The sequence below is a fragment of the Kitasatospora sp. NPDC093550 genome, from assembly GCF_044764985.1.
In the GTDB taxonomy this organism is placed as follows: Bacteria; Actinomycetota; Actinomycetes; order Streptomycetales; family Streptomycetaceae; genus Kitasatospora.
Genome location: NZ_JBIWJF010000030.1, coordinates 58596 through 75689 on the forward strand (window position 1 = coordinate 58596; position 17094 = coordinate 75689).

The following is a 17094-nucleotide window of genomic DNA, read 5'->3' on the forward strand; positions in this document are numbered from 1 at the left end:
CGCGATGCGCCACGCCCCCGTCACGCCGAACGGCGACCTGATCCGCTGGGTCGAACTGCCCGGCGTCGAGCCCGCCCGGCTCTACCTGCACGGGCTGGGCGCCACCTCGCCGGTCTACTTCGCGGCGGCCGCCGCCCACCCGCTGCTCGCCGGGCGCCGCTCGTTGCTGATGGACCTGCTCGGCTTCGGCGTCAGCGACCGGCCGGCGGACTTCGGCTACACCCTGGAGGAGCACGCCGACGCGGTCGCCGCGGCGGTGCGCGCGGCCGGGCTGAGCCGGGTCGAGGTGGTGGGCCACAGCATGGGCGGGGCGATCGCGATCGTCCTCGCCCACCGGCACCCCGGGCTGGTCGCGCGGCTGGTCCTGGTGGACGCCAACCTGGACCCGGTCGGGCCCGACCGGCGGCGCCCCGGCAGTAGTGGCATCGCGGGCTACACGGAGGCGGAGTTCCTGTCCGGCGGCCGCGCGGAGGTCGCCGAGCGGGTCGGCCCGTTCTGGTGGTCCACCATGCGGCTGGCCGGTCCTGAGGCGCTCTACCGCAGTGCCCACCACCTCGCCCGGGCGGGGGACCCGACCATGCGCGAGCTGCTGCTCGGCCTCGACCTCCCGCGCACCTTCCTCCACCCGGCAGCGGACGGTGAGTTGACGGGTGCGGCCGGACTCCGTGCGGCGGGCGTCCGGGTGGTCGCCGTGCCGGACTGCGGGCACAACATCATGCTCGACAACCCGGACGGCTTCGCGGCCGTCGCGGCGGAGGCGCTCGCCGCGGGCTGATCGGGGGCCCTGGGCCGACCGCGGTCAGCTCACGCAGGGCCGGGCGCGTCGCAGGGCAGCGCCTAGGCTGGGCGGGGAGCACCCGAGAGGAGCCCGACCGATGCCCGTAGCCGTCCCGCCCGCGCTGGCCGCGTCGCTGGAGGAGTTCCGCGGCCCCGAAGGCCGCGCCTGGGCCGCCCGACTGCCTGCCCTGGCGGGCGAGTTGCTCGACCGCTGGGAGCTGCGCCCGGACGGGCCGGTCGCGCACGGCGTCGTCGGGCTGGTGCTGCCGGTGCTGCGCGTCGACGGCACGCCCGCCGTCCTGAAGCTGCAACCCGTGGACGAGGAGACGGCGGGTGAACCGCTCGCCCTGCGGACCTGGGGCGGGCGCGGCGCCGTCCGGCTGCTGGACCACGAACCCGCCTCGGGCTCGCTGCTGTTGGAGCGTTTGGATGCGACGCGCTCGCTCCACGCCGTGCCGGACGACCTCGCGGCGCTGCGGGTGATCGCCGAGCTGCTTAGGCATTTGACGCGGCATCAAGCACCGACCGGCATGCGGACATTGGCGGCCGTCGCCGCGAGACTGTCGAGCCGTGCCCCGGCCGCCCTCGCCGCGTTCGTCGACCCGGAGGAGCGCGGCCTGCTCGATGACTGCGCCGCCGCCCTCCGCGAGGTGCGCGCCGAGGCCGGTGACCGGCTGCTCCACTGGGACCTCCACTACGGCAACGTCCTCGCCCCGCTCCCGGGAAGCGACCGGGGGCCCTGGCTGGCCATCGACCCCAAACCGCTCGCCGGGCACCCCGGTTTCGAGCTGCTCCCGGCGCTGCGCAACCGCTGGGAGGACGTGGTGGCCGCCGGCGTCCCCGCCCGGGCGGTGCGGCGGCGCTTCGACCTGCTGACGGAGGCGCTGGAGCTGGACCGGGAGGTCGCGGCGGCCTGGACGCTCGCCCGGGTGCTGCAGAACGCGGTCTGGGCGGCCGAGGAGGGCGGGACGGAGCTGGACCCGGCCCAACGGGCCGTCGCCGAAGCGCTGTTGGGGGGCTGAGGCCGGCCCCTCGCCCCCGTCGCCGTCAGCGCTCCCGCAGCGGCGCGAACCGCACGGGTGTTCCCGGCCGCGCCTGAGCGGCGGCCGCCAGGTCGGCGGCCGGGACGACGCCGATCACCGGGTAGCCGCCGGTGGTCGGGTGGTCGGCCAGGAAGACCACCGGCTGCCCGTCCGGCGGGATCTGCACCGCGCCCAACACCATGCCCTCGCTGGGGAGTTCGCCCTCCCGGGCGCGTGCGACCGCCGGTCCCTCGGTGCGCAGCCCGACCCGGTTGCTCGTGCTGGACACCCGGTACCCGTCGCGCCCCAGCCGGCCCACCGCGTCCGCCGTGAACCAGTCGGCGCGCGGGCCGAGCCGCAGCCGCAGCACCAGCTCGGCCGGGGGAGCGGGCAGCGGCACCAGCTCGGGCCGGTCCCGGGGCGGTGGCGGGGTGCCGACCGGCAGCCGGTCCCCGGCGCGCAGCGGCGCCGGGCCGAGGCCGGAGAGCAGGTCCGTCGAGCGACTGCCCAGCACCGGCGGGACGGCGATCCCGCCCGCCACCGCCAGGTAGCCGCGCACTCCGTCCGTCGCCGCGCCCACCTCGACCACCGCCCCGTCCGGTACCACGACGGGCGCGCCCCACGCCGCGGCCCGTCCGGCCACCCGTACGGGCGCGGGCGCGCCGGTGACCGCGACCACCACCGTCCCGACGGCGCGCAGCGCGACCCCGCCGAGCGTGGTCTCCAGACCGGCGGCGCCGGGCTCGTTGCCGACCAGCCGGTTCGCCGCCCGCAGCGCGGGCTCGTCCAGCGCCCCGGCCCTGGGCACCCCGAGGTGCGCGACCCCGCGCCGCCCGAGGTCCTGGACCGTGGTCAGCGGCCCGGGGCGCACCACCACCAGCCCGCTCGTCGCCGGTTCGCCCGTCGCCGGCTCGCTCGTCCCCAGCTCGCTCATCGCCGCCTTCTCCTCAGGCCCGCCGCGCCGTGAACCGCACCCGGACGCCCGGGGCCAGCAGGGCCGGAGGCTCCCGGTCGACGTCCCACAGCGGGAGCGCCGTCCGGCCGATGAGCTGCCAGCCGCCGGGGGAGGGGTGCGGATAGACACCGGTGTACGGGCCGGCCAGCGCGACCGAGCCGGCCGGGACGGAGCTGCGCGGGGTGTCCCGGCGCGGGACCTCGTACCGGGCGGGCAGGCCGGTGAGGTAGCCGAAGCCGGGGGCGAAGCCGCAGAACGCGACGACGTACTCGGGCTCGGTGTGGATCCGCACGGCCGCCTCCTCGGACACCCCCCAGAGCGCGGCGACCTCGGCCAGGTCGGCGCCGTCGTACACGGTCGGGACCTCCAGCAGCGGGCCGTGGGCGGTCTCCGCGGCCGCCGGACGGGCCGTGCGCAGCAGCCGCGCCACCGCGTCGACGTCCGCGACGCCGTCCAGCAGCACGGTGCGGGCGGCCGGCACCAGTTCGCCGACCTCGCCGAGCGCCCCCGCCTGCCGCCGCTCGCGCAGCCATCCGTACAGCGCCGCGACCTCGGCCGTCCCGGGCAGCTCCACCAGCAGCGCCCGCTCGCCGACCCGCCGCACCACGGCGGCCTCCGCCCCCTCGCCGCCCGACCGCGCTCCGGCGCCCGATCGCGCTCCGGGGCCCGACTGCTCTCCGGAGCCCGACCGCCTTGCGGGGCCCGACCGTCCTCCGCCGCCCGACCGCGCTCCGGCGCCCGCCGTCACGTGAACGCCTCCACCCGGACCCCGGCCGAGGCCAGGGCGCCGCGCACCCGCCAGGCGAGCTGAGCGGCGCCGGGGGTGTCGCCGTGGACGCAGAGCGAGCGGGCCTCGACGCTGATCCGCTCACCGCCGACGGACTCCACCGAGCCGTCCCGGGCGATGTCGACCGCGCGGGTGATCACCGTCTCGGGGTCGTGCACCACCGCGCCGGGCTCGCGGCGCGGGACGAGGATGCCGGTGCGGGTGTAAGCCCGGTCGGCGAAGGCCTCGGCGACCACCGGCAGTCCGACGCCCTCGGCGACCTCGAGCAGCCGGGAGCCGGGCAGTCCGAGGACGGGCAGCGGTCCGTCGCAGACCGCGCCCGCCCGCAGCACGCCGGCCACCACCGCCTCGGCCTGGTCGGAGTCCGTGACCACCCGGTTGTACAGCGCGCCGTGCGGCTTGACGTAGGAGACCTTCGAGCCGGCGGCGCGGGCGAAGACCTGGAGGGCGCCGATCTGGTACGCGATCTCGTCGGCGAGCTCCTCCGGGGGGACGTCCATGGCGCGGCGGCCGAAGCCGGCCAGGTCGCGGTAGGAGACCTGGGCGCCGATCCGGACGCCGCGCTCGGCGGCCAGCGCGCAGACCCGGCGCATCGTGGACGGGTCGCCGGCGTGGAAGCCGCAGGCGACGTTGGCGCTGGTCACCACGGACAGCAGGGCCTCGTCGTCGGTCAGCGTCCAGCGCCCGAACCCCTCGCCGAGGTCCGCATTGAGATCGATCACCGCATCGGCCACGCCCGTCCGCCTCCCAGCAGCTGTTGAGCCAGATGGTAGGGCCTGCGGATGAAGGCCGTTGCCCGTGACCCGGGGCCCCGGAGGCCACCGCGGGTGATCCGGCCGGACCGCCCGGCGGCCCACCGCGCGCGACCCGGTCCGCACGCCCCCGGGCGCCGCCACCGGGGGCGTGCGGACCGCCTCGGCTCAGCGGGCGGGCGCCGCTTCCGGGAAGGAACGTTCCAGCGGGCGCAAGGCCCGGAGCACGATCAGCAGCGGGATGACGCCGAAGACTCCGAACGACATGTCGATGAATCGCCACACCAGCGGGATCCCGCGCAGCGGCCCGCAGATCAGGGCCAGCGGGATGACGGCCCCGCAGGCGAGCACGGCCCAGCGGATCACCCAGATGTTGCGGAGCGGGTCCTTGAGCGGCCCCCAGAAGGCGGCGGCGATCACCAGGTGGGCGAAGGCCAGCCAGTCGGTGCCGTAGGCCAGGAAGGGGTAGCGCTCGCCGGTCTCGGCGATGCCGGTGTGGACCCGCTCGAACCAGGCCGTCGCGGCGGGGAAGTGGTCGGTCAGCGGTGCGGCCGGGCCGGTCGCGAAGTCGACCAGCCAGCGGGTCTCGGTCTCCAGCGGGAAGGCGGTCAGTCCGCTGAGCACCAGAGCGACCAGGAAGAACCACAGCCAGCGCCGGACCTTGCGAAGGATGACCGCGGGGTCGCCGTCCATGTCGTGCACCTCCATGCGGGGCAGGCCGGCGCATCCGCGCCGAAGCGTGCCGAAGAGCGGGCGGAGCCTTGTCCCGCCTGCGCGGAAGCGACTCTAGACCCTCCTTTTGAACATGTTCAACTCTGCCTCCCGGGGCGCGGAGCCGCGGAAGCGACGCCGACGAACCGGCCCCGGAAAGCACGAAGGTGCCCGGCCGCCGAAGCGCCCGGGCACCGCTGGAGCCCGCTCCACCGCGCGCGTCCGCCGCGCCGTGTGCGTGGCGTCCGCTACGCCGTGTACGTGTACGTCGCCACCGACGTGCTGGTCCCGCCCGCCGTGGTGACCGTGACGTTCACCGGCCCGGGCTGGGTACCCGCCGGCGCGGTGGCCGTGCAGAAGGACGGGCCGCAGGAGACGTGGGTGGCCGGCACGCCGCCGAACGCGACCGTCCCGTACGTCAGGTTGCTGCCGATCACGTTGACCCTGGTCCCGCCGGCGACCGGGCCGCTGCTCGGGGACAGGCTGCTGACCGCGGGCGCGGCCGGGGCCGGGGGAGCGGCGCCGGTGTAGTCGAAGCCGGCCGCCGCGGTGGCGGTGCCGCCGGGGGTCACCACGCGGACCGGGGCGCTGCCCGAGCCGCCCGGCGTGGTCACCGTGCAGGCGGTGTCGGTGCAGCTGCCGGCCGCCGGGACGCCGCCGACCAGCACCATGCCGTGGGCCAGGTTGCTGCCGCTGACGGTCACCGCGGTGCCGCCGGTGCCCGGACCGGTGGTGGTGCCGAGGCCGGTGACGCTCGGGGCGGCCTGGACGGTGGCCGGCAGGTAGCCGCCGCTGCCGAGGTCGTAGCGGGAGATGTGGCCGGTCGGGTCGGTGTCGTTCGGGTTGCCGGCCGTCACGGTGATCACGCCGGTGATCGGGACACCGGGCGTGGTGCGCAGGTTGAGCTTCATGAACTCGCTCTTCCCGACCACCCGGGTGCCGGTGAGGACGGCCTCCAGGTGGCGGCCGTCGGGGGAGAGCGTCTCGGTGAAGGTGTAGTCGTACGGCGTGGAGTAGAACATGGCGCCGTCGGTGGTGACGCCCGGCGGCAGGTCGACGGTGAAGTGGGTCGGGCCGGTGAGGTCCGCGGTGCCGGCGGACACCCAGCTCGCCGACATGGTGCCGGAGGTGAAGAAGCCGCCGGGGTAGTTCCCGCTCTGCGACACGGTCACGTGCTGGGCCGAGGACGACACCGTGGCGGCCTTCTGGGTGGCCGGCGAGGTGGCCGTCGTGGTGCCCTTGGTGGCGCCCTTGGGGGCGGCCTTCGAGGTAGCCGTCGCGGCGCCCTTGGAGGCGGCCGTCGCGGCCGCGGCGGTGCCGGCGGTGAGCACGGCGCCGGTGGTGAGGGTGGTCACGGACAGCGCGGCGGCAAGGCCCGCTTTGGCCAGTCGGGTGATCATAGGTCGATCATCACCGAACCATTGCGCCGCCCTCACGGCTTTCTCGAATGTCGGTTCGAGAATGGCGGGATATCGTCGAAACCCCGTTCTGAAAACGATCCCCGGACGGCCGCCCACCTGCCGCTCCGCCCGCCCGCAAGGTCCGTTTCGGTCGATGTCGGTGCGAACCTCTAATCTTGTCCCCCGTGACCGCCATCGCAGACCCGCCCACCGAGCCCGGCACCCGACCGTCCGCCGGCCCGGTCGTCGCGCGCCCCGCGCCCGGCCCCGCCGCCGACGAGGGCCTGGCCCGCCGGCTGAAGGCGCTGGCCTGCACCGCCCCGCTGCACGACCTGGACAACCGCAAGGTCAACCTGGCCGGCGAGTACGGCGGCTACGCGATGGCCGAGGTCGGCCTCGCCGCGATCGACCTGGTCACCCTGAACATGGACTTCGACACCGGGGCCGACCGCGACATAGTCCTCGCCCGCCTGCTGCCCCGGGTCGCCGCCCAGGCGGTCGGCCGCCCCGCCGTCGAGCACGAGCGGGTCGCCCGCTGGGTGCTGGAGTCGCTGATCAACGTCGGCAGCGTGGACCGCGGCTTCCGCGCCGTCTACGGCACCTTCGGAGCGGACGGCGAGTACGTCCGCCGCGACTACGACTTCAAGCTGATCGAGGAGGTCCCCGGCCCCGACGGCGGCGTCTACCTGCGCACCACCGACGAGGCGGTCAACGTCCTGGTCGGCGCGCTCGACACCGACGTCACCTCGGCCCAGATCGCCGCCGAGGTCAAGCTGGAGGTGCTGATCCGCCGCGGCCGCCTGGCCGACGCCCAGCTCGCCGCCGAGCAGGCCCGCTACCGCACCGTCCAGTACGCCGAGACGCTGCGCCGCGCCCTCGACGCCACCCGCCGCAACGTCCGGGCGGTCGACTGGATGCGCGCCGTCCCGGACCTCATCGAGGAGGCGCTGGACCACATCGCCGACCGCTACCGGCACGAGAACGCGATTCTCACCAACATCCGCAAGGCCCGCGACGAGGCCGAGGAGCCGGAGCACAAGCGCCGCGCCGCCGAGCTGGTCGACATCGTCAAGGACTGCATCCGCCGCCACACCCAGCTGCAGACCCGCCTGCTGGAGGCCGGCCCGCTGTTCCGCGCCGAGCAGGACCGGCAGGCCTTCGCCACCCCCGGCGCCCGCAGCGGCATCGACCTGTACGGGCAGCTGCTCGCGCCCGTGCTGCGGCTGCCGGTGGAGCAGGCCGTCCGCCCCACCGGCGCCTTCTTCGCCCGCGGCACCGGCCTGCGCACCCCGGTCTCGGTCCGGGTCGCCGACCTGGTCGACCTGCTGCTCACCCCGCCGGTCGAGCGCGAGCACCTCGGCGCCGAGCTGCCCGACCCGGACCTGGTGGCCACCCCGGACGACAGCCGGTTCTCCGAAGCCCAGCTGGAGGCCGCGCTGGTCCTGCTCGACCTGCCCCCGGACGCCCCCCGCCGGCTCTCCGGACTGCTCGCCGACGCCCGCAAGCAGGACCCGGACCTGCCGTACCTGGTCGCCCTGCTGTCCGTGCACGCCGCCAGCCCGCCGGTCGGCACCGCCTACCGCCAGGGCGAGGAGCGGCTGCTGTTCGCCGTGGACGACGGCACTCCGCTGCGCGACCCGGAGTTCGGCGGCGCCGACCTGATCGTCGGCAGCGCCCTGCTCGACGCCGTCGGCATGGCCGCCGACCGCAAGGACGCCGGCTGACCGGCCGTGACGCACGAGAACGGCCGACCGGCCGTGACGCACCCGAACACCCGTACCACCGCCATCCCCGAGGAGCACCGCCCGTGACGACCCACCACGACGCGTCCTGGGCGACCGAGACCGAACCGGCGGCCCCCGCGCCGATCACCCCGGCCGACGTCGCCGACGCCGCCCGGCTGGTCTCCTTCGGCCTCCAGGCCAAGCTGCTGCCCGCCCGGGACGTCGAGTACGCCGAGCTCGTGCGCCGCCACCGCGAGGACCCGCCGTTCGCCCGGCTCGCCGACGCCATCGCCACCGGGATGGGCCTGGTCGTCCTGGAGGTCTCGCCGCGCGCCGGCATGGCCGTGGCCGCCGCCGAGGACTCGCTGTTCGCCGTCCGGATGGGCGACTACTCGCGCCGTGCCGCCTCCGAGTCCACCGACCGCTTCCTGCACGGACTGGCCCACCTGGCCGTCGCCGCGATGGCCTTCCCCCGCCCCGAGGACCTCGCCGACGACACCTACCTCGGCCGGATCACCGTCAACGGCGTCGACGCCTTCGTCCGCCAGGCGTGCCGCCGCCTGGAGGAGCAGGCCGACGCGGAGGGCGCCAACACCGATCCGCAGTCCGACGCTCCCGGCCTGGAGGCCGCCTGGCGGGTCTGGGCCCGGCGCACCGCCACCGGCGCCACCAAGGACGCCCGCCGGCTCTCCGGCTCCACCATCGGCATCGTCGCCAAGGCGGTGATGTTCCTGGTCGACTCCGGCTTCCTGCAGAAGGTCTCCGACGACTCCGGCGGCACCTACCGCACCACCGCCCGCTACCAGCTCCAGGTCCGCGACCTGGCCGGCAGCGCGGCCATGGCCGAACTGCTCGACCTGGGCGTCGTCCCGGTCTCCGACGGCACCGCCAGCCTGCTGCCGCCGGACACCTCCGACGAACTGGTCGCGGACGCCGGCCTGCCGTTCCACTCGCTCTGAACCGAACCCCGTCACGGAAGCCACGGAGAACCGCCGCACATGTACGAGCTCAACCGGGTCCGCCTCTACTCGATCGGACCGGCCGGCGCCCGCTACGCCGACACGGTGCTCGACCTGCGCGGCGTCGGCGAGCCCGTCGCCGACCCGGCACCCCAGCAGATCGGCCTGTTCGGCGAGGACGTCGACGGCCCGGTCCGCCGCCCCGCCCCGGCCGGCGTGCTCTTCCTGGAGAACGGCGGCGGCAAGTCCGTCCTGCTCAAGCTGATCTTCTCGGTCATGCTGCCCGGCCACCGCAACACGCTCGGCGGCGCCAGCTCCGGCGTGCTGCGCAAGTTCCTGCTCGCCGACGACTGCGGCCACGTCGCCCTGGAGTGGCAGCACACCGTCACCGGCGAGCTGATCGTGGTCGGCAAGGTCAGCGAGTGGCGCGGCCGCCAGGTCTCCTCCGACCCGCGCAAGTTCGCCGAGACCTGGTACTCCTTCCGCCCCGGCCCCGGCCTCACCCTGGACTCCCTGCCGGTCGCCGAGCGGGTCAGCCTGGCCGGCGACCAGAAGGCCCGCGGCCGCCGCCGCACCATGAAGGGCTTCCGCGACGCCCTCACCGAGGCCGGCAAGGCCCACCCGTACCTCGACCTGGTCTTCGAGGACGGCCACGACCGCTGGACCGAGCACCTCGGCGAACTCGGCCTCGACCCCGAACTCTTCCGCTACCAGCGCGAGATGAACGCCGACGAGGGCGAGGCGGCCGGCCTCTTCGCGGTCAAGCACGACAGCGACTTCACCGACCTGCTGCTGCGCGCCGTCACCGACACCCGGGACACCGACGGCCTCGCCGACCTCGTCCACGGCTTCGCCGCCAAGCTCGGCCGCCGCGCCGAACTCACCGCCGAACGCGACTTCACCGCCGGCTCGCTGGACCTCCTGGAGCGCATCGCCGAGGCCACCACCGCCCGCGAGACCGTCCGCGAGGCCCACCGCACCGCCGAGCGCCGCACCCGCCGCCTCGCCCACGCCCTCGCCTCCCGGGCCGCCGCCGAACGCGACCGCGCCCAGGACCTCGCCATCGAGGTCGCCGCCGCCGCGAGCGCCGTCACCGCCGCCGAGTCCGACCGCACCCGGCACAGCCTCATCACCGACGAACTCACCTACCGGCACGCCACGCTGAGCCTCGCCGCGGCCACCGCCGAGGCCGCCGCGCTGCGCCGCGAGCTGATCGACGCCCGCACCCTGCACTCCGCCTGGCAGGCCGCCGAGGCCGTGCTGCGCCAGCGCGCCGCCGCCGACCGGGTCAGCCGGGTCGCCGCCGCCATCCGCGAGGCCGAGCTGGACGCCGCCCCCGCGCTCGCCGCCCGCGCCCGCGCCGCGACCGCCCTCGCCCGCGCCCTGGAAGCCGCCGCCGCGGCCGCCGAGTCCCGCGCCGACACCGAGGAGCAGCGGGCCGGCGAGCTCCAGGAGGACGGCGCCAAGGCGCAGTCCGACGCCACCGAGGCCGCCACCGCCGCCCAGAAGGCCCGCAGCGAGGCCGAGCACCTGCGCCAGCGCCTCGCCGAGGTCGAGCAGGAGACCGAAGCCGCCGTCGAGGCCGGCTTCATCGACGCCGACGGCGACGTGGACCCGGCCCGCGCCGCGCTGCACGCCGCCGACGTCGAGAAGGCCGCCGCCGCCGCGCTCGCCCAGGCCCGTACGGCCGCCGAGGCCGCCGCCGGCCGGCTGCGCGAGGCCGCCGCCGCCACCTCGCGCGCCGAACTCGCCGCCGAGCGCGCCGGCGACGCCCGCAAGGACGCCGCCCGCGCGCTGGCCGGCGAGCAGCGCACCGCCGCGCTGCTCGCCACCGAGCAGCGCCTGGCCGACCTGCTCTCCCTGACGCCGTACCAGGACGGCGCCGAGGAGGACGCGGGCTTCCTCACCCCCGCCGTGCTCGACCGCAACGCCGAGTACCTGCGCGAGCTCCTCGACGAGGCCATCGCCACCGCCGAACGCACCCTGTTCGACCTCCGCACGGCCGCCGCCGACGACGCCCGCATCCTCGCCGCCCTCGGCGACGGCGGCCTGCTGCCGCCCGGCCCGGACGTGCTCGCCACCGTCGAGTACCTCGCCGAGCACGGCATCCCGGCGCTGCCCGGCTGGCGCTACCTCGCCCAGTCCGTCGACCCGGCCGACCACGACGCCATCCTCGCCGCCCGCCCCGAACTGGTCGACGGCGTCGTCGTCACCGACCCGTCCTCGCTGGAGCGCGCCCGCGAGGCCCTGCAGGCCGCCGCGCTGCTGCCGCGCTCCACCGTGGCCGTCGGCGCCGCCGCCTCGCTGATCGCCCCGATCACCGACGAGCCGGCGTTCTTCCTGGTGCCGCCGAACCCGGCCATGCACGACGAGTCCGCCGCCGACGGCGAGCGCCGCGAGCTGCGCGCCCGGGCGAGCGCCCGCGAGGAGCACATCCGCGAACTCGCCGGCCGCCTCGGCGCCGACCGCGCCCTCGCCGCCCGCCTCGCCTCCTGGCACGCCAGCTGCCCGCCCGGCACCCTCGCCGAACTCGCCGCCGCCGCCGAGGCCGCCCGCGAGCACGCCGAGCAGGCCGCCGCCGCCCTGGCCACCCTGCGCGCCGACCACGACGAGGCCGAGACCGACCACGCCGCCGCCGCCTCCGCCCACGAGGAGCACCGCGAGACCGCCCAGCGCGCCCGCCGCCGCGCCGACGCCCTCTCCGGCCTCGCCTTCCGCCTGCGCGAGCGCGCCAACTGGGCGCGCCGCCAGCGCGAACTCGCCGAGGACGCCGCCGAGTGCGACCGCCGCCAGGCCCTGTGCGCCGAACGCGCCCGCACCTGCGACGAGGACCGCCGCGCCGCCCAGCGCGCCGCCGACGACGCCCGCCGCACCGCCCGCGCGCTGCGGGGCGAACGCGCCGAGATCCCGGCCTCCGAGCAGACCGACGAGCCCGCCGAGGCCGCCCCCGCCGCGCTGCCCGCCCTGCGCGAGGCCTACCGCGCCGCCTCCCAGCTGTACGAGAAGGTCGGCGTCGGCGCCGACCTGCGCGCCGAACAGGCCCGCGCCGAGGGCGACGAGGCCGCCGCCGCGGCCGAACTCGACCGCCTCACCAACAAGGTGCGCACCCGCGCCGAGGAACTCCTCGGCAGCCCCGACGGCGCCGACGGCCCGGCCCGCCAGGCCGCCGCCGCCCGCGCCGAGGAACTGGTCGCCACCATCGAGGCCCGCTCCGCCGCCGCCAGCGAGCACCTCGGCCGCCTGCGCGGCGACGCCGAGCGCTCCGCCCCCGCCGACGGCGAGGCGCACACCGAGCTGCCCGAGGACCTCGTCCCCACCGACCCGGAGCACGCCCAGGCCCTGCTGCGCACCGCCACCAGCCGCCTCGCCGAACGCCGCGAGGCCCTGGACGCCGCCCGCACCGCGCACGCCGACCTGCAGCGCACCTTCGACACCGCCCAGGCCGCCGCCGCCGACTTCGACGAACTGGCCGGCCAGCTCCGCGACGGCCTGCGCGACCACCAGGAGGACCCGGAGGACCCGGTCGAGCCGTACCTCGGCTCCCTCGCCGAGGCCCGCACCGGCGCCACCGAGGCCCGCCGCGGCCTGCGCACCGCCGCCGGCGAGCTGTCCAGCGCCGAACTCGCCGTCCGCGACGCCGCCGACGCCCTCGTCCGGCACGCCAACGCGGCCCGCTACGAGGCCGTCCGCACCCCCGCCCGTCAGCAGATCCGCGAACTGCCCGCCTCGGCGCTGCCCGAGCACGCCGCCGCGTGGGCCGCCGCCTTCGCGCCCCGGCTGCGGGTGCTCACCGACGAGCTGGCCCAGCTGGAGAAGAACCGCGGCTCGATCGTGGACCGCCTGCGCGGCCTGGTCGAGTCCTCGCTCACCACCCTGCGCGCCGCCCAGCGCCTCTCCCGGCTGCCCGAGGGCCTGGGCGAGTGGTCCGGCCAGGAGTTCCTCCGGATCCGCTTCGAGGACCCGGACCACGCCACCCTGGTCGAGCGCCTCGGGGAGGTGATCGACGAGGCCACCCGCGCCGCCGTCCGGAAGAACAGCGACCTGCGCCGCGACGGCATGTCCCTGCTGCTGCGCGGAGTCGCCGCCGCGATCGGCCCCAAGGGCGTCAGCGTCGAGATCCTCAAGCCGGACGCGGTGCTGCGCGCCGAGCGGGTGAGCGTCGGCCAGATGTCCGACGTCTTCTCCGGCGGCCAGCTGCTCACCGCCGCCATCGCGCTCTACTGCACGATGGCCGCGCTGCGCGCCAACGACCGGGGCCAGTCCCAGCTGCGGCACGCCGGCACGCTGTTCCTGGACAACCCGATCGGCCGCGCCAACGCGACCTACCTGCTGGAGCTCCAGCGCGCCGTCGCCGACGCGCTCGGCGTCCAGCTGATCTACACCACCGGCCTGTTCGACACCACGGCGCTCGCCGAGTTCCCGCTGGTGATCCGTCTGCGCAACGACGCCGACCTGCGGGCCGGCCTGAAGTACATCTCGGTGGAGGAGCACCTGCGCCCCGGCCTGCCCGCCGCGCCGGACCCGGACGGCCCGGCCATCCACGGCGAGATCACCGCCACCCGGATGTTCAAGCGGCCCGCGGAGGCGCCCGCCCAGGCGTGAGCCGTGCCCGGAGGGGGCTCCCGGACGGCCCCGGGAGTCTCCCGGACCGTCCCGGGAGTTCCCGCCCGCTCTCACGGGTTTCCCGCACGCTCTGGGGAGGCTCCCGCCCGCTCTCGGGAGGTTCCCGTCCACGCGTGAACTGATTAGCGTGACCGGCATGCTGACGATCGCGCACCTCAGTGACATCCACCTCGGCCAGGTCCGCCGCCGGGACGGTGGCAAGCGCGCCCGGCGGCGGGCCGAGCAGGTGATGGCGTACCTCGACGCCCTGCCGGGACCGCTGGACGGCGTGCTGGTCACCGGCGACCTCGCCGACCACGGCCTGCCCGAGGAGTACCGGCAGGTGGCCAAGGTGCTGACCTCGCGGCACCCGGTGCTCACCTGCCCCGGCAACCACGACGCCCGGGCGCCGTACCGGGAGGTGCTGCTCGGCGAGTCACCGGGGGAGGGGCGCGAGCCCGGCCCGGTCAACCGCCTGCACGAACTCCCCGGCGCCGACGTGCTGATGCTGGACTCGTCCGTACCGGGACGGCCCGACGGCCTGCTGGACGACGAGACCCTGGACTGGCTGGACGGCCGACTCGCCGCGGGGCGCACCGAGTTGCCCGCCCTGGTGGCCTTCCACCACCCGCCGGTCGAGCTGCACCTGCCCGCCGTCGACGGGATCCGCCAGTTCGGCGAGGTGCGCCTGGCGCGGGTGCTGCGGGCCCACCCCCGGGTGGCCGGCCTGCTCTGCGGTCACTCCCACACCCCCGCCGCGACCACCTTCGCCGGCCTGCCGCTGCTGGTCGCGCCCGGGGTGGTCTCCACCGTCACGCTGCCCTGCGAGGGCGGGCGCGGCATCACCTTCGACCACCCGCCGATGCTCGCCTTCCACGTCCTGGACGGCGACCGCCGGATCACCACCCACTACCGGGTCGTCCCGGTCGACTGACCCCCGGGCCGCCGGCCGCCGACCGGATCCGCTAGCCGTTCAACCGGCGCAGGATCGCCATGAGTTCGGCGGGCGGCTGGATCGAGAACGAGCGCTCGGCCTCGTCGATGCGGGTCAGGTTGGTCACCGTGCCGCGGTGCCACCAGTAGAGCCGGGGCGACAGCGGGCCCGGGTTCTCCGAGTGGACGCGCAGGGCGATGTCGGCCAGGTCGTTGACCGCACCGGCGACCTGCGGCTCCACCAGCGGGTGGAAGAACAGGTACTCCCGGCTCGGCACGATGAACAGGGCGCCCTCCTCCGGGAGTTCGCGCCCGGTCACCGCGCGGGCCAGCTCGTCCAGCACCAGCGCCTTGCTGGCCACGAACATCGAGTCGCCGTGCACGGCGTACAGGGTGGAGTCCTCGGTCGGGCCCTGGAGGGCCTCGTACTCGACGGGGTCGGCGATCAGATTGGCCCGCCCGGCGGCCCGCAGCCGCTCCAGTCCGACCTCGGCGACGGCCTTGTCGTCCAAGGTCCGTACGGTGTCGGGCAGGTCGACCGAGAGCGCCTCCAGCAGGCCGGTCGCGACCGGCCGGGTGTAGCTGAACGCGGAGGCGATCTCGGCGGGGAACGCGTCGTCGGCGACGAGCCGGAGGTAGACGCGGCTCAGGGTCTCGTCGGCGCCACCGGGCATCGTCCTGGCGGCGCCGAGGAGGGAGCCGAAGTGCCGCGCGACGATCCCGGGCCAGTCGCTCCGGTCGGTGCCGCGGCAGAACTCGGCGAGGTTGTACAGGTTGTTGGTGCCCTCGGCCCGCCGCAGGGTCTGCCCGGAGACCGTCACCTGCACCCCGGTGTCGGCGTGGTACCGGCGCACCAGTTCACGCAGGTGATCGGCCTGGTCGACCGTCAGGTTGACGAGGTCGGGGTCGTACTGGAGCTCGGGCTTGGAACGGAAGAACTTCATGATCCGACTCTAGGCGAGCGCTCTGACGACGCGTCCCCCGGTGTCAGGGCGGGGTGGTCGACACCCGTGGCTGGTGCGGCGGCTGCTGCGGCGATCCGTACGGCCGCGGGGACGGCTCGTGGTAGACCGACTGGTACGGCTGCTGGTACACCGAGCCGCCCCCGCCCCCGCCGCCGCCCCCGCCCGCGCCGCCACCACCCCGGCCGCCACCCGCCCCCGGCCGCGGGAACGGCCGGGCCGCGAGCGGCTCGGAGGGCGCCCGGCTGCCCGACATCGGGTGCGCCGAGCCGGGCGCCCGCATCCGCTGGGCGGCGACCTGGCGGGAGACCAGGATCTCCAGCAGGCACCACATGGTGGCGAACACCCCGAGGCCCATCGCCATCAGCGCGGGGGCCAGCATCGAACTGCCCGCGTACGAGGCCAGGGTCGCGACGACCACGCCGACCAGGGTGAAGGCGAGGGAGAGCACCGCCCGGACTGCGGCGGCGCGCACCTCGTCGGGCAGGCGGCGACGGCGGCGTGGCACGGACATCGAGCAACCCCCGGGCGCGGATTCGGCGGCGGACACGGAACGGGCGCTCGCATTGCGCGCCCCCTCGGCACACTCTGCCCCGCCGAACCGGGAGTATGCGTCCGAATCCACCGAACTACCGCCAAAACACGCCAACCGGGCAGCAGTCGGCTCACGGGCGACTCGCAGTCGGCCCGCGACCGGCCGGTGGTCAGCCCAACTGCTGGTTGAGCTCCGCGAGGGCGCCCGTGACGATCGTCCGCATCGCCTGCTCGGCCTCCTCGCCGCGGCCCGAGCAGATCGCGTCGGCGACCTCGCGGTGCAGCCGGATCGCGTACGGCTCCGGCTGATGGGGCATCAGATGGTACTCGGTCCGCCCGGTGAGCACCGCCCCCACGGTGTCCCCGAGGTGGGCGAACATCTCGTTCCCGGAGGCGCGCAGCACCAGGGCGTGGAAGGCGATGTCGTGCCGGAGGAACGTGGTCAGGTCGGCGTCGCGCGCGGCGACGGTCAACTCCACGGCGAGCGCACTGAGTTCGCGCCGCTCGTCGTCGCTGGCGTGGACCGCGGCGAGCGCCGCCGCGGCCGGTTCGACGGCCACCCGCAGTGAGCCGAGCGAGCGCAGCTGGGCGGGCCGGTCCGTGCCGGCCAGGCGCCAGCGGATCACCATCGGGTCGAAGACGTCCCAGAGCGACTTCGGCTGCACGGTGATCCCGACCCGCCGCCGGGAGGCCACCAGGCGCATCCCCTCCAGGATCCGCACGGCCTCGCGGACCACCGTCCGGGACACCCCGAACCGCTCTTCCAGCTCCTCCCCGCGCAGGACCGCGCCCTCGGGGATCTCCCCGGACGCGATCGCCGGCCCGAGCTCGTCAAGCAGCCGCCTGGGCAGCCCCTGGATCTCCATCCGCCCAAGCGTAGTCGTCGGGTTCGTGAGCGCTCTCGTCGCCCTGCGATCCAGCGCACACCTTAAAAGTATGACGATTTGGTTTCCGGCACTTGAATACGTCATATCTT

14 protein-coding genes are annotated in these 17094 nt (G+C 75.9%); 6 read left to right on the forward strand and 8 right to left on the reverse strand.

From position 1 onward, the window contains the following. Positions 1–4 precede the first annotated feature (4 nt). Complete coding sequence (locus ACIRD3_RS33545) at positions 5–775, forward strand: alpha/beta fold hydrolase (protein WP_402224099.1); 771 nt, start codon at positions 5–7, stop codon at positions 773–775. A gap of 100 nt (positions 776–875) precedes the next feature. Next, positions 876–1799, forward strand: coding sequence for an aminoglycoside phosphotransferase family protein (locus ACIRD3_RS33550; protein ID WP_402224101.1), 924 nt, complete (start codon positions 876–878; stop codon positions 1797–1799). A gap of 25 nt (positions 1800–1824) precedes the next feature. Here ACIRD3_RS33550 and ACIRD3_RS33555 read toward each other — a convergent pair whose 3' ends face one another. The 5 genes from ACIRD3_RS33555 to ACIRD3_RS33575 all read right to left on the reverse strand — a co-directional run bounded on the left by ACIRD3_RS33555 (position 1825) and on the right by ACIRD3_RS33575 (position 6404). After that, the gene (locus tag ACIRD3_RS33555) at positions 1825–2733 is read right to left on the reverse strand and encodes a biotin-dependent carboxyltransferase family protein (RefSeq protein WP_402224103.1); all 909 of its coding nucleotides are present in this window, start codon (positions 2731–2733) and stop codon (positions 1825–1827) included. Positions 2734–2746: 13 nt separating this feature from the next. Further along, entirely contained in the window at positions 2747–3361 is a 615-nt protein-coding gene (gene pxpB / locus ACIRD3_RS33560) for a 5-oxoprolinase subunit PxpB (protein WP_402224105.1), read from the reverse strand. A gap of 137 nt (positions 3362–3498) precedes the next feature. Then, entirely contained in the window at positions 3499–4275 is a 777-nt protein-coding gene (locus ACIRD3_RS33565) for a LamB/YcsF family protein (protein ID WP_402224106.1), read from the reverse strand. A 186-nt stretch (positions 4276–4461) separates the two neighbouring features. Then, on the reverse strand, positions 4462–4986 hold the full coding sequence (locus ACIRD3_RS33570; protein WP_402224108.1) for a hypothetical protein: 525 nt from the start codon (positions 4984–4986) through the stop codon (positions 4462–4464). A 266-nt stretch (positions 4987–5252) separates the two neighbouring features. After that, positions 5253–6404: an IPT/TIG domain-containing protein gene (locus ACIRD3_RS33575; protein WP_402224110.1), complete on the reverse strand. Its 1152-nt coding sequence runs from the start codon at positions 6402–6404 to the stop codon at positions 5253–5255. Between the two features lie 185 nt (positions 6405–6589). Between ACIRD3_RS33575 and ACIRD3_RS33580 the strand changes: the two genes are divergently transcribed. From ACIRD3_RS33580 to ACIRD3_RS33595, 4 genes are all read left to right on the forward strand, one after another. Beyond that, a complete protein-coding gene (locus ACIRD3_RS33580; RefSeq protein WP_402224112.1) occupies positions 6590–8128 on the forward strand; it encodes a hypothetical protein in 1539 nt (512 codons plus the stop codon). 83 nt (positions 8129–8211) lie between these two features. Next, positions 8212–9087: a hypothetical protein gene (locus ACIRD3_RS33585; RefSeq protein ID WP_402224113.1), complete on the forward strand. Its 876-nt coding sequence runs from the start codon at positions 8212–8214 to the stop codon at positions 9085–9087. A 39-nt stretch (positions 9088–9126) separates the two neighbouring features. Beyond that, positions 9127–13689 carry a hypothetical protein gene (locus ACIRD3_RS33590; RefSeq protein ID WP_402224114.1) on the forward strand — a complete coding sequence of 1521 codons (4563 nt, stop codon included), beginning with the start codon at positions 9127–9129 and terminating at the stop codon, positions 13687–13689. Between the two features lie 157 nt (positions 13690–13846). After that, positions 13847–14623 (forward strand): metallophosphoesterase, encoded by a 777-nt coding sequence (locus ACIRD3_RS33595; RefSeq protein ID WP_402224115.1) that lies wholly within the window; start codon positions 13847–13849, stop codon positions 14621–14623. Between the two features lie 31 nt (positions 14624–14654). Here ACIRD3_RS33595 and ACIRD3_RS33600 read toward each other — a convergent pair whose 3' ends face one another. From ACIRD3_RS33600 to ACIRD3_RS33610, 3 genes are all read right to left on the reverse strand, one after another. Continuing rightward, positions 14655–15566 (reverse strand): hypothetical protein, encoded by a 912-nt coding sequence (locus tag ACIRD3_RS33600; protein ID WP_402224117.1) that lies wholly within the window; start codon positions 15564–15566, stop codon positions 14655–14657. Between the two features lie 43 nt (positions 15567–15609). Then, positions 15610–16098, reverse strand: a complete 489-nt coding sequence (locus tag ACIRD3_RS33605; RefSeq protein WP_402224118.1) for a hypothetical protein — start codon at positions 16096–16098, stop codon at positions 15610–15612. A 190-nt stretch (positions 16099–16288) separates the two neighbouring features. Further along, complete coding sequence (locus ACIRD3_RS33610) at positions 16289–16984, reverse strand: FadR/GntR family transcriptional regulator (protein ID WP_402224120.1); 696 nt, start codon at positions 16982–16984, stop codon at positions 16289–16291. Between the last annotated feature and the right edge of the window lie 110 nt (positions 16985–17094).